General features: G+C 67.3%; 17 protein-coding genes and 1 tRNA gene. 6 read left to right on the top strand and 12 right to left on the bottom strand.

All coding sequences use genetic code 11. The features are described 5' to 3' along the window. Positions 1-61 precede the first annotated feature (61 nt). From hutG to ACNQPB_RS06985, 4 genes are all read left to right on the top strand, one after another. A complete protein-coding gene (hutG, locus tag ACNQPB_RS07000; protein WP_498750292.1) occupies positions 62-1030 on the top strand; it encodes a formimidoylglutamase in 969 nt (322 codons plus the stop codon). 133 nt (positions 1031-1163) lie between these two features. Then, positions 1164-1234 (top strand) — tRNA-Cys (locus ACNQPB_RS06995). 118 nt (positions 1235-1352) lie between these two features. Further along, on the top strand, positions 1353-6230 hold the full coding sequence (locus ACNQPB_RS06990) for an NAD-glutamate dehydrogenase (protein ID WP_498750290.1): 4878 nt from the start codon (positions 1353-1355) through the stop codon (positions 6228-6230). Between the two features lie 102 nt (positions 6231-6332). After that, positions 6333-6554 (top strand): hypothetical protein, encoded by a 222-nt coding sequence (locus ACNQPB_RS06985; RefSeq protein ID WP_498750288.1) that lies wholly within the window; start codon positions 6333-6335, stop codon positions 6552-6554. A 102-nt stretch (positions 6555-6656) separates the two neighbouring features. Here ACNQPB_RS06985 and ACNQPB_RS06980 read toward each other — a convergent pair whose 3' ends face one another. The 8 genes from ACNQPB_RS06980 to ACNQPB_RS06945 form a co-directional block, all read right to left on the bottom strand. Then, on the bottom strand, positions 6657-7643 hold the full coding sequence (locus ACNQPB_RS06980; protein WP_498750286.1) for an aldo/keto reductase: 987 nt from the start codon (positions 7641-7643) through the stop codon (positions 6657-6659). Positions 7644-7674: 31 nt separating this feature from the next. After that, positions 7675-8916 (bottom strand): MFS transporter, encoded by a 1242-nt coding sequence (locus tag ACNQPB_RS06975; RefSeq protein WP_498750285.1) that lies wholly within the window; start codon positions 8914-8916, stop codon positions 7675-7677. Continuing rightward, entirely contained in the window at positions 8913-9851 is a 939-nt protein-coding gene (locus tag ACNQPB_RS06970; RefSeq protein ID WP_498750284.1) for a helix-turn-helix transcriptional regulator, read from the bottom strand. The genes ACNQPB_RS06975 and ACNQPB_RS06970 overlap by 4 nt, the downstream gene beginning before the upstream one ends. A gap of 198 nt (positions 9852-10049) precedes the next feature. Beyond that, on the bottom strand, positions 10050-10298 hold the full coding sequence (locus ACNQPB_RS06965; protein ID WP_498750282.1) for a hypothetical protein: 249 nt from the start codon (positions 10296-10298) through the stop codon (positions 10050-10052). Positions 10299-10488: 190 nt separating this feature from the next. Beyond that, positions 10489-12081, bottom strand: a complete 1593-nt coding sequence (hutH, locus tag ACNQPB_RS06960) for a histidine ammonia-lyase (protein ID WP_498750280.1) — start codon at positions 12079-12081, stop codon at positions 10489-10491. A 9-nt stretch (positions 12082-12090) separates the two neighbouring features. After that, positions 12091-13818, bottom strand: coding sequence for a urocanate hydratase (gene hutU, locus ACNQPB_RS06955; protein ID WP_498750279.1), 1728 nt, complete (start codon positions 13816-13818; stop codon positions 12091-12093). A 159-nt stretch (positions 13819-13977) separates the two neighbouring features. Next, positions 13978-14784 carry an IclR family transcriptional regulator gene (locus tag ACNQPB_RS06950; RefSeq protein ID WP_498750277.1) on the bottom strand — a complete coding sequence of 269 codons (807 nt, stop codon included), beginning with the start codon at positions 14782-14784 and terminating at the stop codon, positions 13978-13980. Positions 14785-14934: 150 nt separating this feature from the next. After that, complete coding sequence (locus tag ACNQPB_RS06945) at positions 14935-15324, bottom strand: hypothetical protein (RefSeq protein WP_498750275.1); 390 nt, start codon at positions 15322-15324, stop codon at positions 14935-14937. Positions 15325-15485: 161 nt separating this feature from the next. Here ACNQPB_RS06945 and ACNQPB_RS06940 point away from each other — a divergent pair, with 161 nt between their 5' ends. After that, the gene (locus ACNQPB_RS06940) at positions 15486-16967 is read left to right on the top strand and encodes an amino acid permease (RefSeq protein WP_498750273.1); all 1482 of its coding nucleotides are present in this window, start codon (positions 15486-15488) and stop codon (positions 16965-16967) included. Positions 16968-17017: 50 nt separating this feature from the next. On the opposite strand, the gene ACNQPB_RS06935 is transcribed toward ACNQPB_RS06940, so the two are convergent. From ACNQPB_RS06935 to ACNQPB_RS06925, 3 genes are all read right to left on the bottom strand, one after another. Next, positions 17018-17452 (bottom strand): hypothetical protein, encoded by a 435-nt coding sequence (locus tag ACNQPB_RS06935; RefSeq protein WP_498750271.1) that lies wholly within the window; start codon positions 17450-17452, stop codon positions 17018-17020. A gap of 102 nt (positions 17453-17554) precedes the next feature. Next, on the bottom strand, positions 17555-18307 hold the full coding sequence (locus tag ACNQPB_RS06930) for a 3-hydroxybutyrate dehydrogenase (RefSeq protein WP_498750269.1): 753 nt from the start codon (positions 18305-18307) through the stop codon (positions 17555-17557). Continuing rightward, on the bottom strand, positions 18304-19689 hold the full coding sequence (locus tag ACNQPB_RS06925) for an MFS transporter (protein WP_498750268.1): 1386 nt from the start codon (positions 19687-19689) through the stop codon (positions 18304-18306). The genes ACNQPB_RS06930 and ACNQPB_RS06925 overlap by 4 nt, the downstream gene beginning before the upstream one ends. 128 nt (positions 19690-19817) lie before the next feature. Here ACNQPB_RS06925 and ACNQPB_RS06920 point away from each other — a divergent pair, with 128 nt between their 5' ends. Then, positions 19818-20711, top strand: coding sequence for a LysR family transcriptional regulator (locus ACNQPB_RS06920; protein WP_498750266.1), 894 nt, complete (start codon positions 19818-19820; stop codon positions 20709-20711). Here ACNQPB_RS06920 and ACNQPB_RS06915 read toward each other — a convergent pair. Then, positions 20708-21640 (bottom strand): spermidine synthase, encoded by a 933-nt coding sequence (locus tag ACNQPB_RS06915; protein WP_498750264.1) that lies wholly within the window; start codon positions 21638-21640, stop codon positions 20708-20710. The genes ACNQPB_RS06920 and ACNQPB_RS06915 overlap by 4 nt on opposite strands. Positions 21641-21758 lie beyond the last annotated feature (118 nt).

The following is a 21758-nucleotide window of genomic DNA, read 5'->3' as shown; positions in this document are numbered from 1 at the left end:
TCCGGACACTGCACCGCGGGCGGCGCTGTTTTCGGGGCGCGGCCTGCGGTGTGCTTTAACCATGGAAACCAGCACCCTCCCCGTTGATATCCGTCCCGAGGCCTGGACGGGCCGTTTCGACGGCGACGGCGCGGAGCACCGCCGCTGGTGGCAGGCGATCACCCCGTACACTCCCGACGGCGACGCCGCCGCCCGCACCCGGCCCGCCGTCGTCGTGGGCTTCTGCAGCGACGAAGGCGTGCGCCGCAACAAGGGACGCGTGGGTGCCGCGGCCGCTCCGGCCGCGATCCGCGCCGCGCTCGGACCGCTCGCCTACCACCTGGACCGCACCGTCTTCGACGCCGGCGATGTCGTGGTGGAGGGCGAGGCCCTGGAGGACGGCCAGCAGCGCGCCGGGACCGTTGTGTCCGCACTGCTCGACGCCGGCAACCTCACCGTGGTGCTGGGCGGCGGCCACGAGACCGCGTTCGCCAGCTACCTGGGCGTGGCCGGCTCCGCCGCGGTACGCGGAACGGAAACAGCCTCGGGCAAGCGCCTGGGCGTGCTGAACCTGGACGCCCACTTCGACCTGCGCGACGAAGCCGTGCCGAGCTCGGGCACGCCGTTCCTGCAGATGGCCCGCGCGGAAGCCGCGGCGGGCCGCGAACTGCGCTACGCCGTCGTCGGAATCTCTGAATCGAACAACACGCGGACGCTCTTCGACACCGCTGACCGGCTGGGCGTGAAGTACCTGTTGGACGAGGACTGCTCGGCTCCTGCGGTGGAGGAGTTCGTAGCGTCCTTCCTCGAAGGCATCGACGTCCTCTACCTGACGATCGACCTCGACGTGCTGCCCGCGGAGACGGCTCCCGGCGTCAGCGCGCCCGCCGCCTATGGCGTGTCCCTGCCGGTGATCAGCGCCGTGTGCCGCCAGGTGGCCGCCAGCGGCAAGCTCCTCCACCTGGACGTTGCCGAACTGAACCCGGAGTTCGACGTCGATTCCCGCACCGCGAAGGTCGCCGCCCGGCTGGTGAACACCCTGCTTGGCTAACGGTCCCTGGCACGGCGTCACATGGCGCAAGCAAAGGCAACGTCGGGACATGCCGGGCAACCCGGCGTCGTGCGGGGAAAGGCTGCGAAAACAAGCTTGGCCACGCGCGCAGAGGCTGCCTAGTCTCGATGCACGTGGTGTACCCAAGAGGCCAGGGAGCTGCCTGCAAAGCAGCGCACGCGGGTTCGAATCCCGCCACCACGTCTCAGGCGCTGCAGAACCTTTACCGCCGCCGCCGGGCCAGCCATCATGAGATGAGGCGCAGGGACTTCGCGGACCGCAGCAGCACGGCCGCTCCTTTGCGCGGCGGAGGCGCAGCGAGATGTCACCCAGGATCGAGCCGGCGGACGGATTCCTGACCGACTACTACGAACACGTTGCCGACGACGACGTCCGCAACTACAGCGCGGAGACGCTGCTGGAACGGGCCCGCTACCACCGCTCGCTGGCCGAACGGCGCGAGCCCGGGCAGACGATCATCGGGGTCCTGAACGAGGCCGACGCCAGCGTCGTCGCCATTGTCACCGACGAGCTGCCTTACCTGCCGCCCTCCGTCACCGCCGAAATCGCGCGCGACGCCGCGTCCATCCGGCTGCTCGTGCATCCGGTCTTCAGCGTGGTCCGTGACCCAGGCACGCACCGCCTGATCGAGGTCCACCGGGGACCGCACCGCAGGGGGCTGCCGGCCGGCGTCGAACTTTCCGTTCCCGGGCCGACGGCCGAGGAAGACGACCACGACGGCGGACGCCTCACCGAAGCATGGGTGGCCATCGAAATCCCCCGGCTCGCAGACGAACAGCGCGCAGACGAACTCACGGAGAGGCTGCAGGCCGTCATCGCTGACGTCCGCGCCGCTGCGGAGGACGCGGCCGCCATCCACGACGAGCTGGCCGGCGAAATCCGCAGGCTGGACAACGTGCCCGACGGCCGGGAAGCCCGTGAGTTGCTGCGCTGGCTGGACGACGGCAACTTCATCTTCCTGGGCTACCGCGGCAAGCACGGCCTGGGACTGCTCCGGAAAGGCCCGGCCGCCGGCCCCGGGACAACCGGCCCCGGGACAACCGGATCCGGGACAACAGCCGGCGAGCGCCGGAGCGCCATTCTGACGCTCGCGAAGTCCACCCTGCGCTCCACGGTGCTGCGCCGCGCCTACCTAGACGAAATCAGCCTGGCCGCAGTTGACGGCCACGGCACACGGACCGGCGAGCGCACGTTCGTCGGGCTCTTCTCGCCGAGTTCGACGGCGCGCTCGGCCCTCGACATCCCAGTCATCAGGGACACGGTGGAAGAAGTGCTGCGGGGCTTCGGGTTCCCGCCCGGATCGCACCTCGGCAAGGAACTGCTGTCCGTCATCGAGGCGTATCCGCGGGACGAGCTCTTCCACATCGATGCCGCACATTTGGCGATGCACGCCAAGGACATCCTGCGCCTCCAGGAACGCCACAGCACCCGCTTGTTCCTTCGCCCGGATTCGTACGGCCGGTTCATGACCGCCCTGGTTTTCCTGCCCCGCGAGCGCTACAGCACCGCGGTACGCCTGAACATCGAGCGCGAATTGCGTGAGGCTTTCGGATCCGAGGCCATCGAGTTCGAGCTTCGCCTTGGGGAGTCCGCGATGGCCCGGGTGTTCTTCCGGATCCTGCTGCCGCCCGCCGGCACTCCCCGAGGCGCCGTGCCGGCCCTCATCGATTCCGCGGTCCTTGAGCAGCGCATCATTGCCGCCACCCGTTCCTGGGCGCAAGGCCTGGACGAGGCGCTGCAGGCCCGGTTTCCCGCCGACGAAGCCGCGCGGCTTTCCGGGCTGTGGGCTGCGGCCTTTCCGGCGAGCTACAAGGCCGACTACGAGGTTGAGGACGCCGTTGAGGACATCTCGAAGTTCGAGAGCTTCGCGCCAGGGCCCGCAGGCAAGGACGAAGAGGACGCACCGGACCCCCTGTTGACCGTATACAGACGCCCGGGAACGGCGGTGCTTTCGGAGGATGCCCGGCTCCGGCTCTACATGACCAGACCGCAAAGCCTCACCGAGATCCTGCCGTTCTTCCACAATCTCGGCCTCAAAGTGCTGGACCAGCGCCCGTTCACCGTGCTGCGTGCCGACGGCCGCCAGTTCTTCCTCTACGACCTCGGCCTCAAGTATCCGCGCGGGGTGGACCCCCTGGCCACGGGTGAACTGCTGGCAGGATCATTCTGCGCTGCGATGCGCGGCGACTCGGAGTCGGATGCCTTCGACGGGCTGGTCCTCCGGGAGGGCCTCGGCTGGCGGCGCACCGCCATCCTGCGTGCGTACGCGAAATATCTCCGGCAGCTGGGCAGCACCAACTCCTACGGCTTCATCGCGGACACACTCCGGGAGAACGCCAAGGCAACACATGCCCTGCTTGATCTGTTCGAGGCGAAGTTCGATCCGGACACCTTCGCCCCGGACCTCTTTGAACCCGAACTCATCCACCCGGGCCCGGCCGATGGCGACGTGTTCGAGGCGGACAGCACTGAATACAGCCACCGGACCCAGGCGGTCCATGCTGCCCGCGGGAACCTGAACAAAGCCATCGATGCCGTGCCGGGCCTGGACGCGGACCGCCTGCTGCGCTCCCTGGCCAGCCTGGTGGACGCCACGCTGCGCACCAACTTCTACCTGGGCAAGCCGTACATCAGCTTCAAGCTCAGCCCCGCCGGCATCCCCGTTGCCCCGGCACCCCGGCCGAAGTTCGAAATCTGGGTCTACTCGCCACGCGTTGAAGGCGTGCACCTGCGGTTCGGCCCGATAGCCCGCGGCGGCCTGCGGTGGTCGGACCGGCGCGAGGACTTCCGCACAGAGGTTCTGGGCCTGGTGAAGGCCCAGACCGTCAAGAACGCGGTCATCGTCCCCACCGGGGCCAAGGGCGGCTTCTTCCCCAAAGGCCTTCCTGATCCGGCCGAGGACCGTGCGGCCTGGCTGGCCGAAGGCCAGGAAAGCTACCGGACGTTCGTCCGTGGCCTGCTGGACCTCACGGACAACCTGGTACCGGATGCCGGCGGCGGCCGTGTGGTGCCGCCGCCCCGGGTGGTGCGGCACGACGGCGACGACTACTACCTCGTGGTGGCGGCGGACAAGGGGACGGCCGCGTTCTCGGACATCGCCAATGCCCTGGCCGCCGAGTACGGATTCTGGCTCGGCGACGCCTTCGCTTCGGGGGGCTCGGTGGGCTACGACCACAAGCAGATGGGCATCACCGCCCGCGGCGCGTGGGAGTCCGTGCGGCACCATTTCAAGGAACTGATGATCGACTCCGGAAGCGAGGACTTCACGGTGGTGGGCATCGGCGACATGAGCGGCGACGTCTTCGGCAACGGCATGCTCCTGTCCCGCCACATCAAGCTGGTGGCAGCGTTTGACCACCGGCACATCTTCCTGGACCCGACGCCGGACCCGGCAGTCTCCTACGCCGAGCGGGAACGGCTCTTCAAACTCCCCCGTTCTTCCTGGGCCGACTACAAGCCCAAGAAGCTCAGCGCCGGCGGCGGCGTGTTTTCACGCGCGGAGAAGTCGATTCCCCTCACCGAACAGGTCCGGCTCGCCCTGGGATTGGAGGAAGGCACGACGGCGATGAGCCCGCCTGATCTTTTGCGGGCGGTCCTCATGGCGCCGGTCGATCTCCTGTACAACGGCGGAATCGGAACCTACATCAAGGCCTCCACCGAGTCCAACACCGACGTCGGGGACAAGTCCAATGACGCCATCCGGATCGACGCCAGGCAACTCCGCAGCCACATCATCGCCGAAGGCGGCAACCTCGGCATCACGCAGCGGGGCCGGGTGGAGGCGGCGCTGGCCGGCATCCTGGTGAACTCGGACGCGATCGACAACTCCGCCGGCGTCGATTGCTCGGATCACGAGGTCAACATCAAAATCTTCCTCGACCGGATGATTTCCGCGGGCAGGATGTCCGCGGCGGAAAGGACAGGATTCCTTCATTCGCTGCAGGACGACGTCGGACGCCTCGTCCTGAGGACCAACGACGACCAGAACACGCTTCTCCTCAATGACAAGCAACTGGCCCTTGAATGGAGCCCGAGCTTCGAGCGGATCATGGACTGGCTGGAGACCGCCACGGACCTGGACAGAGACCTCGAATGCCTCCCCAGCAACGAGCAACTCAGGGAACGCGTCCAGGCAGGCAAGGGACTGACGACGCCGGAACTCGCAGTACTGGCGGCTTATGCCAAGATCGAGCTCGCCCGCGAACTCACCGAGGGCGGCCTCTCCGACGATCCGTGGTTCTGGCAAACCCTCCAGGACTACTTCCCGCGGCAGGTCACCGAACGGTTCGGCGAACACCTGTCGACGCATCCTTTGATCCGCCAGATCGTTGCCACCGTGGTGGCGAACGACATGATCAACATGGGCGGCACCGCGTTCGCCTTCCGGGCCATGGAGGAAACCACGGTCTCGGCGACGGCCGTTGCCCGCGGATTCGTGGTTATGCGGCAGATCTGGGACTTCGACTCGATCACGGAAGCCATCGCCCAGCTGCCGGCCGGCCTGGCGAGCGAGCACGGCGCCGCCATCGCCCTGGACATGCGGCGGCTGCTGGACCGCTCCGTCCGCTGGTACGTGACCCACGACTTCCGCGACAAACCCGTGGCCGACGCCCTGGCCCGCCTGGAAGGGCCGATGTCCCGGATGCGCACCAATTTCACGGGCTTCCTGCACGGCATCAACCTGGCCCATTCGTTGAAACGCCTGGCGCATACGGATTCCGTCGGCGTGCCGCACGAGCTGGGGATCCGGGCCTCGGAAATCCTGGTCAGCTACGGCCTGCTGGACATCTCGGCCATCGCCGAGGAACTGCAGGAACAACCGGAAGCGGTGGCCGAGGTCTACTTCGCAGTATTCGAACGCATCTCAGCCATACCGTTGCTGGAGCACATCACTATGCTTCCACGGGCCACGCATTGGGAGTCCCTGGCCCGGGCCGCCCTGAGGGACGACATGTATCTGGTACTGGCCGACATGACCAAGGCGGTGGTCCGGCACACGTCCCGCTCCACGGCTGCGGCCGCGGACCCGGTGGAGCGGATCACCGATTGGGAACGCGGAAACATCGAACAGCTTTCCCGGATTCAGGAGACCATCCAAGAGGCCATCAAGCCGGGCCCGGTGGACATCGCCGCGCTTTCCGTCGCTGTGAAACTGCTCCGCGCAATGGTCCGGCGCTGAGATCGGGATCACAGGCTGACAGTCATCTTACAAATTCTTGCGGTCACCCTCTATGATTGATAAGCCGCCTTCGCATGCGGCAAGTTATAGGAGGCCCCCAACATGACCCCTGCAATGACAGCAGAGCGCGAAATCCACCTGACCTTTTCGAATGGCCAGGAAATCCACGACGGCCTGGACCAGGCAGTCAAGACCCTGATCGAGGATGCGGCAGAACACGCTGACTGCGGCATCCTCGTTACCCGCCACAAGCCGGGTAGCTACACCGTCGCCTTCGACGAGTCGGTGCCCTTCGGCCAGACCCGCGAAGCGATCGCCGCCTGAGCCCAGCGCGGGGCTCAGCAACAGCAACAAACACAGGGGACGGCCCCTGCAAGCTACCGTTCAAAGCTTGCAGGGGCCGTTTTCCGTTGCGGGGGCCAAGGCTCATCCGTTGACGTATCCCATGTGGGTTTCGTTGTAACGGTCGCCGAAAACACCCATGCGCTGAGCCAGCGTGTCGAGATCGTGCAGTTCGTCCGCGGAGAGCTCCACTTGCGTCGATCCCGCGTTTTCCGCGATCCGGGACGTGCTGCGGGTTCCGGGGATCGGCACGATCCACGGTTGCTGAGCCAACAGCCACGCCAAAGCAATCTGCCCCGGCGTCGCCCCTTTGCTGCGTGCGAGTCCGGCAACGTGATCAACCAGGGCCGCGTTGGCCGCCCGGTTTTCCTCCGAAAACCTCGGGATCGTAGCCCGGACGTCCCCCGCTGCAAATGTCCTGGAGGCATCCACTTTCCCGGTCAGGAAGCCCTTCCCCAGCGGGCTGAACGGGACAAAGCCGATGCCAAGTTCCCCCAGCGTGGGCAGGATCTCCCTTTCCGGGTCCCGCGTCCACAACGAATACTCACTTTGCAAGGCGGCAAGCGGCTGGACAGCATGCGCGCGGCGGATGGTCCCGGCCGATGCCTCGGACAAACCAAAGTGCCGCACCTTGCCCTCCTGGATCAGTTCCCGGACCGTTCCGGCCACATCCTCAATCGGGACGTCGGGGTCGACCCGGTGCTGGTAGAACAAACCGATCACGTCGGTGCCCAGCCGTTTGAGGGATGCGTCGGCTACGCGCCGGATCTGTTCAGGGCTGCTGTCGAGCCCGACGCTCTTACCGTCCTCGATCCGCCAGCCGAACTTGGTGGCAATGACAACCTCATCCCGGACCGGGCGAAGCGCTTCCCCGACGAGTTCCTCATTCACATACGGTCCGTAGACCTCGGCGGTGTCGAAAAACGTGACACCAAGGTCGACCGCCGAACGGATCACCTTGAGCATGTCTTCCCGCGTACCGGGGTTCGGTCCATAGCTCTGGGACATCCCCATGCAGCCAAGGCCGACGGCGGAGACCTTCAGGCCTTGGCCCAGTTCACGTGTATGCATGATTCAAACCTTCCGGTTGCTCAAGAAGTTTTCAGTGGGCCCCTTGGTGCTGGGGGTCTTGTGCAGGAGTTCCATGGTGGTTTCCTTCCGTGGATGGTTGGTGGCGTGGTTCCGGCGCAGCGCGCCGGATGGCCCGGGCCATCAGGTTGAGCAGGAGCAGGGCGAACGCGGTGAGCCCCGCCGAGCAGGCGAAGACGCCGTGGTAGCCGAGCGCCGTCGTCGTACCGATGCTGATGGCCGCACCGGCAACAATCGCGCCGAGGCGCGCGGAGTTGGTCCACAGCCCCGAGGCGAGACCCGGCCGCGCAATGATCTGCTGGAAAAGGGTCATTCCCACGCCCGACACAGTCGCGAAGAACCAGGCGTTGAGAAGCTGTAGCCCGATCAGAATCGCGGGATGGGAGACGAAGGCCATCGAGCCGTAGTAGGCGATCCCCGCGAGGCATCCGCCGGTGAGGAGCGTCCTGCTTGAGAAGCGGCGGCCCAGGCGGGCAACCATGAGCAGGGCGGGGACCTCCAGGGCCGCGCACGTCCCCAACGCGGCGCCTGCCCAGAAGACATCGAGCCGCAGCCCGTGGCTGACGAACAGCCCCATGAAGGACACCGCGGCGGTGTTGCTCGCCTGCAGCGCAATGAACCCAAGCACGACGGCGGCCACGGTCGCCTTGCGGACCGGCGGGCCGCCGTCGTGGGCTGCTTTCGGGACAGCAGCGCCGGCGGCGCGGCGCCGGGCGATCATGGCCGCCGTGGTGCCGATGTTGAGCGCGGCAATCGCAGCGATTGCCAGGAGCACCGAGCGATCGCCGAAGGCTCCCATGATCAAGGTTGCCAGCGGCGGTCCCGCGACCCACGCGAAGGCGATGTAGGCCCTGGTATTCACGACATCCGCCGCGGCCGCACCCGAATGCCGGAGATGGGCAAAAAGCAGGGACGTCCCGACTCCCGCCGGGGCGCCCAGGACGATCAAGGCGACGACGGCGAACGGCAGCGAGGCGGCCGCCCCCAGTGCCGCGGCGAGGGCCAGCGTCAGGGCCCCGCAGGCCAGCATGGGACGCAAGTAGTCCTTCCGGCGGTCGGCATACGCCGGAAGCAGGAGCGAGGCCGCAAAGCCGCTGGCGTTGGAGGCCGCCAGCACCCAGCCGACGTCGGCCGGGCTGGCACCGAACAAACCGGTCAGCAGCAGGGCCAGCACAGGGTTGAGGAAGGCGAACTGCAGTCCCCACAGGAGGGCGGAGGATGGCACCAGCAGGCGCGGCAGCGTCCGGGCCGTCACGGGCGCTTTCCAAGAGGCGATTCAGTGGCCGCCCCCTCGGTTCCTGTATTCAGCACGGCGTCCGCGTTCATCCCAGTGCCGGCGTTCAGCTCCTGCGTCTTCGCCCAGCTGCCGAGCAGCTTCAGGGCATCCGCGGTGGGCGTGCCGGCGGCAGCGGTGTAGACGAGGAGTGTCAGTCCGGGCTCGGAGGGGAACTCCATCGCCTCGAAGTTCATTTCGAGGTCTCCCACCACGGGGTGGTGGAACCTCTTGAAGCCGGTGCGGTGGAAGCGGACGTTGTGCTTGGCCCAGCGCTGCCGGAACACCTCGCTGCGGGTGGAAAGTTCGCCGATCAGCTCGCTGAGGGCCTTGTCGTAGGGGTTCCTGCCGGCTTCGGAGCGGAGCATGGCCGCAACGTCGTCCGCAGCGCGATCCCAGTCCATGAAGAACTCCTGGGCAGCCGGATCGAGGTACAGGAAACGGGCCGAATTGGCGGGTTGTTCGGCACTGTTCATCATGGGCGCGTACAGGGCCCGGGCCATGCTGTTGCTGGCCAAGTGGTCGTACCGGGCGTTGCGGATCCAGGCGGGCGCCTCCGTGATCGCGTCGAGCAATTGCTGCATGGACGCACTCACCTGTTTCGGGGCCTGCCGGCGCTGCCGGGGAGGCGCCGCCGTCGAACGCTTTGCCAGTTCGAACAGGTGCGTATGCTCGGCGTCGTCGAGCTGCAGGGCGCGGGCGACGGCGTTGAGCACGCCCTCGGACACCCCGCCGAGGTTGCCGCGTTCCATGCGCACGTAGTAGTCGATGCTGACCCCGGCCAGCAGCGCCACTTCTTCCCGGCGGAGCCCCTGCACCCGGCGGTTGCTGCCGTACGCGGGCAGCCCGGCCTGCTCCGGGGTGATCCGGGCCCGGCGGCTGCTGAGGAATTCGCGGATTTCGCTGCGGTGGTCCATGTTTCCGACAGTACGCCTGGACCGCGGGGCGGTGGGAGGCACTGTCGTTACCTGTAAAGGCAGCCACTCCCGCGGGCTGCCCGGCTCGCGCGCTGCGGGGGCCAGGCAGCAAAAAACCGGGGCCTGTTCGCCATTCCCGCAAGGTGCTGTGGTGCGGACAAGCCCCGGTTTCGGGAGCCTCAGTCTTTCGAGCCCAGTTTACGCCCGGCGCAGCTCCACGCCGTCGGACTTCATGAAAAGCTGCTTGGCGGCCGCGTCGGCACCGGGACCGGCAGGCTCAAGCCACACGAGGTTTCCGCTCGCAGAAACCTCCTGGACTTCCCCCGCCGCGATCACGTGCGCGTGCTTGACGACCTCGATCCGCTCCCCTGCCTCCAGGCTTGCCCAGTCGGCAACGGTGACGGCATGTGCGATTCGCCTGGACAGGACGGATCCGCGTGACTTCATTGAACTTCTACCCCTTTGTGGATGTTCGTATCTTCAGTTGTGTATGTCATCCGACACGCCCGCGACATCGTCGGCGCGGACATGCCGTACCCCATAAGTTCTACTACACGGAAGGCGCCCCGGACGCGGCTGTTGCCTAACATTTCCGGGGCGCCATCCAATGTTTACCTGGACCGCATTTTCTTCGGGATCAGGCGAGGATCCCGACGGCGGATTCGGCGGCTTCGCGCACGGCGCCGGAGCCCACCAGACGGTCCGCCGCTTCCAGCTCCGGGGAGAGGAAACGGTCGGTTCCGGGACCGGCGACGACGGCGCGCAGCACCTCGAGCACCGCCGCACCGGCGGGGCCGGGGGTCAGTTCGCCGTCGGACAGCTTGGTGCGGATGTCGATGGCGCGGGTGCTGGTGACCAGCTCCACCGCCAGGACGCGGCGGAGGTTCTCCACGGCCTTGCGCAGCTTGCGGGCGGCGTGCCAACCCATGGAGACGTGGTCTTCCTGCATGGCGGAGCTCGGGATGGAGTCCACCGACGCCGGAACGGCCAGCCGCTTGTTGTCCGAGACCAGGCCGGCCTGGGTGTACTGGGCGATCATGAGGCCGGAGTCCACGCCGGGATCGTCGGCCAGGAAGGCCGGCAGGCCGTGCGAGCGGGCCGGGTCCAGCATGCGGTCCGTGCGGCGCTCGGCGATGGAGGACAGGTCCGCCACGGCGATCGCCAGGAAGTCCAGCACGTAGGCCACGGGGGCGCCGTGGAAGTTGCCGTTGGAGGACACGCGGCCGTCCGGGAGCACCACCGGGTTGTCGATCGCGGCGGCCAGTTCGCGGGTGGCCACGAGCTCGGCGTGGGTCACGGTGTCGCGGACGGCACCGGCAACCTGCGGGGCGCAGCGCAGCGAGTAGGCGTCCTGGACGCGGGTGTCGCCTTCACGGTGGGAGGCCACGATCGGCGAGTTGGACAGCACCTTCAGCATGTTGTCAGCGCTGGCGGCCTGGCCCGGGTGCGGGCGCAGGGCTGCGTGCAGCTCGGGCAGGAACACCTGGTCCGTGCCGAGCAGCGCCTCGACGCTGAGCGCGGCGGTGATGTCCGCCGTCGTCATCAGGTTGCGGAGGTCCGCGATGGCCATGAGCAGCATGCCGAGCATGCCCTCGGTGCCGTTGACCAGCGCCAGGCCTTCCTTCTCGGCCAGGGTCACCGGCTCGATGCCGTGCTGCGCCAGCAGCTCGGCGACGGCGGGGCGGCCTTCGACGCCGTAGAGCTCGCCGTCGGGGCCGGTGGCTTCGCCTTCACCCATGAGCACGAGGGCGCAGTGGGAGAGCGGAGCGAGGTCGCCGGAGCAGCCCAGCGAACCGAACTCCTTGACCACCGGGGTGATGCCGGCGTTGAGCAGCTTGACGAAGGTCTCCAGGACCACCGGGCGGACGCCGGTGCGGCCCGAGGCCAGGGTCTTGGCACGCAGGAACATGATGGCGCGGATGACTTCGCGTTCCACGGCCGGCCCCATGCCGGCAGCGTGGCTGCGGATCAGCGACTTCTGCAGCTGGGTGCGCAGCCCGCCCGGGATGTGGCGGTTGGCAAGGGCACCGAAACCGGTGGAGACGCCGTAGGCCGGGGTCTCGCTGTGGGCGAGGCCGTCGATGTGGGCGCGGACCTGGGCCACGTAGTCCAGGGCTTCCTGGGAGACGGCGACCTTCGCGTCGTGGCGTGCAACGGCAAGGACGTCCTCGGCGGTGACGCCGCTGGAACCGAGGGTGACGGTCAGCGCTTCGTTGGTGATGGTAGTCACTTTTGTTTCCTACTTCTCGTTCATCGGGATGCGGACACCGCGCTCGGCGGCGACCTCGACGGCGCGCTCGTAGCCGGCGTCGACGTGGCGGATGACACCCATGCCGGGGTCGTTGGTGAGGAGGCGCTCAAGCTTCTGGGCCGCGAGCTCGGTGCCGTCGGCCACGGAAACCTGGCCGGTGTGGATCGAGCGGCCGATGCCCACGCCACCGCCATGGTGGATGGACACCCAGGTGGCGCCGGAGGAGGCGGCGGTCAGGGCGTTCAGCAGCGGCCAGTCGGCGATCGCGTCGGAGCCGTCCTTCATGGCTTCGGTCTCGCGGTACGGGGAGGCCACGGAGCCGGAGTCGAGGTGGTCACGGCCGATGACGATCGGGGCCTTGACCTTGCCCTCGGCGACGAGCTTGTTGAAGAGCAGGCCGGCCTTGTGGCGTTCGCCGTAGCCGAGCCAGCAGATGCGGGCCGGGAGGCCTTCGAACTCCACGCGCTCCTGGGCGGCGTCGATCCACTTGTGCAGGTGCTTGTTCTCCGGGAACAGCTCCTTGATGGCTTCGTCGGTGACGCGGATGTCTTCCGGGTCGCCGGACAGTGCCACCCAGCGGAACGGGCCGAGGCCCTCGCAGAACAGCGGGCGGATGTAGGCCGGAACGAAGCCGGGGAATTCGAAGGCGCGGTCGTAGCCGCCCTTGCGTGCTTCGTCGCGGATGGAGTTGCCGTAGTCGAAGGTCTCGGCGCCGGCGTCCTGGAACTCGACCATGGCCTGGACCTGGCGGGCCATGGAAGCCTGGGCCTTCTTGGTGAAGCCTTCCGGATCGGCCTCGGCTTCGCGGTGCCATTCGTCCACAGTGATGCCCTCGGGGAGGTAGGACAGCGGGTCGTGGGCGGAGGTCTGGTCGGTGACGACGTCGATGGTCAGCTCGCCGGCCTTGTGGCGGCGGAGCAGCTCGGGGAAGACCTCGGCAGCGTTGCCGACGTAGCCCACGGACCAGCCGCGGCGCTCTTCCTTGGCCTTCTGGACCTTGGCGATGGCGGTGTCCAGGTCGGTCTCGACCTCGTCCAGGTAGCGCTTGCCGACGCGGCGGCGCAGGCGGGACTCGTCGACGTCGACGATCAGGCAGGCGCCGTCGTTCAGGGTGACGGCGAGCGGCTGGGCGCCGCCCATGCCACCGCAGCCGCCGGTCAGGGTCAGGGTGCCGGCCAGCGGGCCCTCGGTGGAACCTTCGGCGGCGGGTGCCGGGTGGCGGCCCTCGGCAGCGAGCTTGTTGCCGACGGCGGCGAAGGTCTCGTAGGTGCCCTGCAGGATGCCCTGGGTACCGATGTAGATCCAGGAACCGGCGGTCATCTGGCCGTACATCATCAGGCCCTCGGCCTCGAGGCGGCGGAATTCGGGCCACGTTGCCCAGTCGCCCACGAGGTTGGAATTGGCCAGCAGCACGCGGGGTGCCCATTCGTTGGTGCGGAAGACGCCCACCGGCTTGCCGGACTGGACCAGGAGGGTCTCGTCCTTCTCCATGGTTTCCAGGGTGCGGGTGATGGCGTCGAACGCGGCCCAGCTGCGGGCGGCGCGGCCGGTGCCGCCGTAGACCACCAGGTCGTCCGGACGCTCGGCGACCTCGGGGTCCAGGTTGTTCATGAGCATGCGCAGCGGCGCTTCGGTCTGCCAGCTCTTGGCGGTGAGCTCGGTGCCGCGGGCAGCTTTGACCGGGCGGGCTCCGGTGGTGAAATCGGCGGGTGCCATGGAGGGCTCCTTCGTCTCTTGATGGGTGGTTTCGGGAAAGATCTTCTGTATCCAGTAGAGCCTGTCCGCAACGGCGGCGGAATGGCTTTTCTGGGGGTTGTGTCCGGGATTCCAGACTGGAACGGGAGGCTCGGGAACCTCGTCCGCCGTGCTGCCCGCCTACTGGGCCGGACGGCCGTAAATGCGGTTCGAGAGCTCGTCCGCCGCCTTCTGGATGCGGCCGGCGAGGGCCGGCCACTCCCCGGCGGCCACTTTGTCCTCGAGGAAGGTCACGGCGACTGCCGCCGTCGGCCATCCCACATGGTCCGTGACGGCGGCGGCGATCGAACCGAAGCCGGGCGTGACTTCGCCGTGTTCGGTGGCGTAGCCGCGCTGGCGGACCTGGTCCAGATGCGAGGAGAGCGCCGAGTACTTCATGATGGGCGATTCCATCTCGTGCCGGGCCGTGAATGCTGCCGCGTTCGGGTACAGCGCGCGGACCTGCGACTTCGGCAGCGCGGCCAGGATGGCGCGTCCGCTGGCGGTGAGGTGGCTGGGCAGGCGGACGCCGACGTCGGTCACCAGGGAGGGGCGGTTCTTGGCCCGCTCCTCCACGATGTAGAGAACGTCGCGGCCGTGCAGCACGGCGAGGTGCGCGCTCTCGCCGATGACGTCCACGAGGGACGCCAGCATGGGCCGGCCCAGCCGGGAGAGCGGCTCCTGCCGGGAGTAGGCGGAGCTGAGCTCAAAGGCGCTGATGCCCAGCCCGTAGCGCTGCTCCTCATGCAGGTGCAGCACGAAGCCGTTGGCCTCCATCACGCCCAGCAGGTGGTAGACGCTTGAGCGCGGCAGGCCCAGCGAGGTGGCAATGTTCGACGCCGCCATCGGGCCGCGGCGGGAAGCCAGCAGTTTGAGGATGCGAAGGGTGTTTTCGGCGGCCGGGACTTTGGAAGTGGCTTTGCCTGGCGCCAGCGGCTGTGCGGTCATGGTTCCTCTTGGAAGGGTATGAGTGTCCGGTATCCCGTACTTAAGCTTGCGCCGACCGCAAGAAAATGCGAAGGCCCGCCGGCCAATAGGTGTCTTGGATCCCGGACAACCGCGCGAATTCCCGGGCGCCGCCGTGAGCCATCCGGATGGTCAGCCTTTCCCGGGCCGCGCGAAACCGGCGTGCAGCTCACGGACGATGACGGTGCCGCTTCCCAGGAGTTCGGCCTTCGCCTTGGATTTGGCAAGCAGTTCCTCGGTGGGGTGACCGAAGATCTCAATGCTCTTCATGCGGATGAGCGGGGCAATCGGCGGGAATTTCGCGCCTGCGACGTCCATGTGGAACATCAATGACTCCACATCCTCGTGAAAGTGCAGGACGCTCATTTCCGTTCCGTCCTCGGTGAAGTGGACGGTATAGCCAAGGATCCGGGGTTCGTTTTCCTCCACGAACCGGGCCAGTGCGGCCATGGCGGGTTTGAGCTCCTCCAGCTTCCCGGGGAGGACCTCCGAGGTATCGAGGTACGCAATGAAGTCACCCATGACGCTGCTCCTTAATGCCGGCTGGCCGGGGAATCCCGACCCCTCAATTCTCCGACCGTCTGAGATGAAAGACACCAATGGCCCGTGAAACCAATCACAGGCCTCCGGAAAATGGTCTGCTGGTTAACGATCCCCCTCCCAATGACGAGAAGGTTATTCGCATGCAACAAGCACCAAGCGCCGCCGGAGCGGCCACGACCGGTGCGACGGCCGGCACTGTGGCGACCGCACTGAACCGAGGCCTCAACGTCCGCCACATCCGCTTCATGGCCCTCGGCTCCGCGATCGGCACCGGCCTGTTCTACGGTTCCGCGGCAGCAATCCAGAAGGCCGGCCCGGGAGTGCTCCTCGCCTACATGATCGGCGGCGCCGCCGTATTCATGGTGATGCGGGCCCTCGGTGAAATGGCCGTGCGGCACCCCGTTTCCGGTTCCTTCGGCCAGTACGCCAGCCGCTACCTCGGACCCCTGGCCGGCTTCGTGACCGGCTGGACCTACGTCTTCGAAATGGCGATCGTGGCCATCGCCGACGTCACGGCGTTCAGCATCTACATGGGCTTCTGGTTCCCGCAGGTGGACCGCTGGATCTGGGTCCTGGCCATCATCCTGTTCCTGGGTGCCATGAACCTGCTCAGCGTCAAGGTCTTCGGCGAACTCGAATTCTGGTTCTCCCTCATCAAGGTCTCCGCGATCATCGCCATGATCGCCGGCGGCGCCGCAATCATCGTGTTCGGCTTCCAGACCGGGGGCAGCAGCGTGGCTCCGGGCCTGGGGAACCTGGTCGACCACGGCGGCCTCTTCCCGAACGGTTTCGGCGGCATCCTGGCCGCGTTCGCCGTCGTGATGTTCGCCTTCGGCGGCATCGAAACGATCGGCATCACCGCAGGTGAGGCAGCCAACCCGAAGAAGGTCATCCCGCAGGCCGTCAACACCGTTCCCGTACGTGTCCTGCTGTTCTACGTCCTGACCCTCGGCGTGCTGATGAGCCTCTTCCCGTGGAACGAAATCGGCAACAACGGCAGCCCGTTCGTGCAGATCTTCGACGGCCTGGGCATTCCGGCTGCACCGCACATCCTCAACGCCGTGGTGATCACGGCCGCGCTCTCGGCCATCAACTCGGATATCTTCGGCGCCGGCCGGATCCTCTATGGCCTCTCCCAGCAGGGACACGCACCGGCCAGCTTCGGCAAGATCTCCCGGCACGGCGTCCCGTGGATGACCGTGGTGCTGATGGGCGGCATCCTGCTGGTGGGCGTGGTCCTCAATGCCGTGATTCCGGAAGACGTGTTCGTCATCATCGCCTCGATCGCCACCTTCGCCACGGTGTGGGTGTGGGTCATGATCCTGGCCTCGCACGTGGCCATGAAGCGGGAAATCGCCCGGAAGGGCCTGCCGACCTCGGAGTTCCCGTCCCCGCTGTGGCCTGCCGCGTCGGTGCTCACCATCGGGTTCATGGCCCTGGTGATCGTCATCCTGGGCGTTTTCGAGGACACCCGCGTGGCGCTCTACGTCGGCGGGGCCTGGCTTGTGCTGCTCCTTGTGGCCTACAAGCTCTGGGTGCGCGGCGGCGGACGCCAGCGCGCCGAACTGGTCGACGAGACGGCTGCGATCCCCGTGGTGAAGGAAAGCGAACTCGTTAAGTAGTCCCCCGCCGAGTTCACAGATGACGGCAGTGTTCCCAACAAACACTGCCGTCATCTGTCATTTCGCGGGAAAAGTTCGGCTTCCAGAACTTCCATCGCCTCCGGGAAGCCTGCGACTTCAACGCTGCCCCTGGTGGTCAGCAAATGCACCGAGCGGACATTACGGCCCAGATAAGGGACAGGGTTTCCGCCACCCTTTCCGGTGCCCGGATCCGACCTGCCGGAAACGAGGAAGGTGAAGGGCGGGTCACCCGGTGGCCGGGAAAACGCAGTCCGGATGAAATCCACGTTCGGCGGCCGGAATGACACGAATCCACGCTCCCAGTCCGTCCAGATGCCGCTCTTCGCGACGTCATTCGAGCGGATCCAGCACTCTGTTTGGCCGCGCCGCAGCATCTTCTTGAAGCGCCGCCTCGCGAGGGGGCGGCCCCACGGATGGGCCTCCAACACGGCGGCAAGCAACGACCCGAAAAAATCAGCGTCCATCGGGCGGATTCCTGTCACCAGCCGAGTCGATCGTGGCCATGCCACACTCTATTCCGCGCCGGACGGTTTGCAGCGCCCCTCGCGATCTTCAGTCCGCAAAGATCACCGCGCCGACCAGCCACCGTCCATGGTGTAGCTGGCGCCGGTGACCATGCCGGCGTCGGCGGAGGCCAGCCAGGCGGCCAGCGACGCAACCTCTTCCGGTTCCACGAGCCGTTTCACGGCGGCCTCGGTGAGCATCACCTTGGCGAGGACCTCGGATTCCGGGATGCCGTGCAGCAGCGCCTGATCCGCCAGTTGCTTCTCCACCAGCGGCGTGCGCACGTAGCCGGGATTGATGCAGTTGGACGTCACGCCCCGTGGCCCACCCTCCAGCGCCGTCACCTTGCTGAGCCCTTCGAGCCCGTGTTTGGCCGAAACGTACGCGCTCTTGAACGCCGACGCCCGGAGCCCGTGCACCGAGGACACGTTGATGATCCGGCCGAAACCCTGGGCATACATATGCGGCAGGGCGGCACGGATGAGCAGGAACGGCGCTTCGAGCATGAGCGCCAGGATGCGACGGAAGTCCCCGGGTTCGAACTCCTCGATGGGCGCCACCTTCTGGATCCCGGCGTTGTTGACCAGGATGTCGCAGTCGAGGCTCAGCCCCGCCAGCGCCTCCGTGTCCAGCAGATCCACGGCCCAGGCGGTGCCGCCGAGTTCGTCGGCCAGCGCTTCGGCCCCGGCGGGGTCGACGTCGGCCACCACCACCTTGGCGCCGCGGGCAGCGAACTCGCGGGCGCACGCGGCTCCGATGCCGCCGGCTCCCCCGGTGACCAGCGCCTTCCGTCCGCTGAGCGGGCCCGCACTCACGCTCCCGCCCCCTTCGCGGCGGGCAGGCCGTGGCGGCGGGCGTCGGCGTCGTCGATGTCCTCCAGTGCGACGCCGCGCGTCTCCCGCAAGGTCAGGACGACGACGGCGGTCACCGCGCAGGCGAGCAGCAGGTAGACCGCGGTTGGCAGCCAGGAGCCGGTGTCCTTGAGCCATTGGGTCGCCAGCAGCGGAGCAAGGGAGCCGGCGAAGATCGACGTGACCTGCGAACCGAGGGAGACGCCGGAGTAGCGCATCCGCGTGGGGAACAGCTCGGACATGATGGCCGGCTGGCCCGCGTACATGAAGGCGTGCAGGCACAGGCCGATCGTCACGGCCAGCACAATCACCACGGGGTTGAGGGTGTCGAACATCGGGAAGGCGAAGAACGGCCAGGCCGCCCCGGCCACCGCGCCGGTGAGGTATACGGGCTTTCGACCCCAAGCGTCGGCCAGCCGGCCCACCTGCGGGATGACCACGAAGTGCACCACATGGGCGATCAGCAAGGCCAGCAGCAGCGAGGAGGTGTCGTACTTGTGCACGCTCTTGAGGTAGACGATCGAGAAGCTCACCACGAGGTAGTACATGATGTTCTCCGCGAAGCGCAGCCCCATGGCCTGCAGGATGCCCTTGGGGTACCTGCGCAGCACTTCGCCGACGCCGTAGCTGACGGCCTGCTCCTTTTCCACCTGGGCTTTCGCCTCCAGGAAGATGGGCGCCTCGGTGACGTGGGTGCGGATGTAGTAGCCCACGAACACGATCACCGCGGACAGCCAGAACGCCACACGCCAGCCCCAGCTGAGGAAGTCGGCGCTGCTGAGTGTCTTGGACATGATGAACAGCACCAGGGTGGCGAGGAGGTTGCCCACCGGCACGGCTGCCTGTGGCCAGCTGGACCAGAACGCCCGCGATTTGTTGGGGCTGTGTTCGGCCACGAGCAGCACCGCCCCGCCCCATTCGCCACCGAGCGCGAAGCCCTGGATGAAGCGCAGCGCCACCAGCAGCGCCGGGGCCAGGTAGCCCAGTTCGGCGAAGCCGGGGAGGCAGCCCATGAGGAAGGTGGAGACACCAACAACAACGATGGTGAGCTGGAGGGTCGGTTTGCGGCCGAGCCTGTCGCCGATCTGGCCGAAGACGATGCCGCCCAGCGGCCGCGCCACGAAGCCCACCGCGTAGGTGAGGAAGGCCTGGATGACGCCGTCCAGCTCATTGCCGGTGCTGGGGAAGAAGTACTTGCCGAAAACCAGGGTGGCGGCGGTGGCGTAGAGGAAGAATTCGTACCACTCCACCACGGTGCCCACCATGGAGGCGGCCACGATCTTCCGCAAGCCTGTGCCTTTAGCCGTTTGGCCCGCCTCTGCCAGGGAGCGCTGTTCTACGCCCATGTCCAGCTCCTTTGTGTCCTCGTTGACACGTGCCGTGATCCACAACACGATTGACCCGTTGAGTCTTGCTGCACATTCCTCGCAACTCAATGGCCAAATCGGCACCGCACATGTGCAGAATTGCAGATATGAATCCGAATCCGGACGACCTCCTGGTCCTCCTGGCCGTGTCGCGCACCGGCAAATTCACGACGGCGGCCCAGCATCTGGGACTGAACCACACCACCGTCTCGCGCCGGATCGCCGCGCTGGAGAAGGCGCTCGGCGGACGGACCCTTGCCCGGGCCGCCGGCGGTTGGGAACTCACCGGGCTCGGCGCCGAAGCGGCCGCCGTGGCGGAGCGGATCGAGGCCGCGGTGGGCACGCTGGAAGGGCAGGACCGCGCGCCGGACCCGATTGCCGGCGTCGTGCGCATGACCGCGACCGACGGCTTCAGCGCGTACATCGCGGCGCCTGCCATCGCACGGCTGCGGAAGCAGCATCCGGGCCTGAGCGTGGAGATCATCACCGTGACGCGCAGGGCGCTGCAGCAGCGTTCCGGCCTGGACCTGGAGGTGGTGGTGGGCGAGCCGCAGGTGCACCGCGCGGAGTCGGTGCGGCTGGGGCAGTACATGCTGGGCATGTACGCGTCGCGGGATTACCTGGCGGCGCACGGCACCCCGCGCACGGTGGAGGAACTGGTGAAGCACCCGCTGGTGTATTTCGTGGATTCGATGCTGCAGGTGGATGACCTGGATGCCCCGCGGCGCCTGGTCCCCTCCATGCGGGACGGTGTGTCCTCGACGAACGTGTTCGTGCACGTGGAGGCCACACGTGCAGGGGCCGGGATCGGTTTCCTGCCGTGCTTCATGGCCGGGCGGCACGAGGACCTGGTGCGGCTGCTTCCCAAGGACTTCGCCGAGCTGCTCCCCTATTGGCTGGTGCTCCGCCCGGACTCGATGCGCCGCCCGGCCGTTGCCGCCGTCGTGCGAGCCTTGCAGGAGGAGACGGTGGCCCGGCGGGACGTACTGCTGGGGGCTTAGGTTTCTGGCCCGGCCGGCGTCGGCGCCTCTTCCGGCACCGCCGGATCGTGGCGGATCTCGGCGCCGCGGGCGAAGGCCCGGACCTGGGCGTCGTCCCAGATGTGCGCCGGCACCGCACCACCGAGGAGCTTGCGGGCCAGCTTCGGGTCGTCACCGAACGGAGTGTCGCTGCCTGCCATGATCATGTTGCCGTAGCGGCGGCCCTTGAGCATGGCGGGGTCGGCGATGATCATCGTGTGCGCGAAGGTGTCCGCGATGGTTGCTGCGTCCTGCCGGGCGTTCTTGAGGTCAGGGCTGTCGCCGGAGTTGACCACGTAGAGTCCGCCCGGTGCCAGGACATTCCTGGCGTGCGCGTTGAACTCGCGCGTGGTGAGGGCGCGCGGGGTGAAGGCCCCGGCAAAGACGTCGCGGATGATCAGGTCACGGCTCTGGGGTGTGAGGGTTTCGGTGACGGCCCGGGCCTCGCCCACCCGGATCCGGAGCAGCGGCGCCTTGGGCAGGTCGAACCAGCCGCGGACGTAGTCGGCCAGTTTCCCGTCCAGCTCCACCACCACCTGGCGCGCTTCCGGGTAGGCGGCGTGGACGTAGCGCGCCACCGAGCACGCCCCGCCGCCCAGGTGCAGCGCGCGCAATTTCGGGTTCTCCGAAGGGGGCCACACGGATTCCACCAGGGCGGCGATCCAGCGCATGTATTCGAAGTCCAGGAACAGCGGATCCGCGAGGTCGATGTGCGAGCTCATCACGCCGTTGACCTTCAGGAGCCAGCCGTTGGGGTTGTCCGGGTCGGCCACCAGTTCGCAGTCCCCGGTGTCGATGTAGTAGACGCCCTCCACCGGACCTTTCGGCCGGGCGCCGGCTGGAAGTTCGACGACGCCCCTCACTTGCCTGCCTCCGTTCGCCTGCCGGGCTGACCGACCGCGCCGTGCCATCAGCGGGGTCCTTGGTGAGTCATGGTTCCAAGACTAGTCCCCACTGGGAGAGTCCCCCGCCCCGTGGGAGGGACCAACAGTCCCTCCCACAACTGCGGCCTGCAAAATACAGTGAGCA

Origin of the sequence: Curtobacterium sp. LFS079, assembly GCF_047977865.1 — a bacterium.
GTDB lineage: Bacteria > Actinomycetota > Actinomycetes > Actinomycetales > Micrococcaceae > Arthrobacter.
This window is presented reverse-complemented; position numbering and strand designations above follow the sequence as displayed.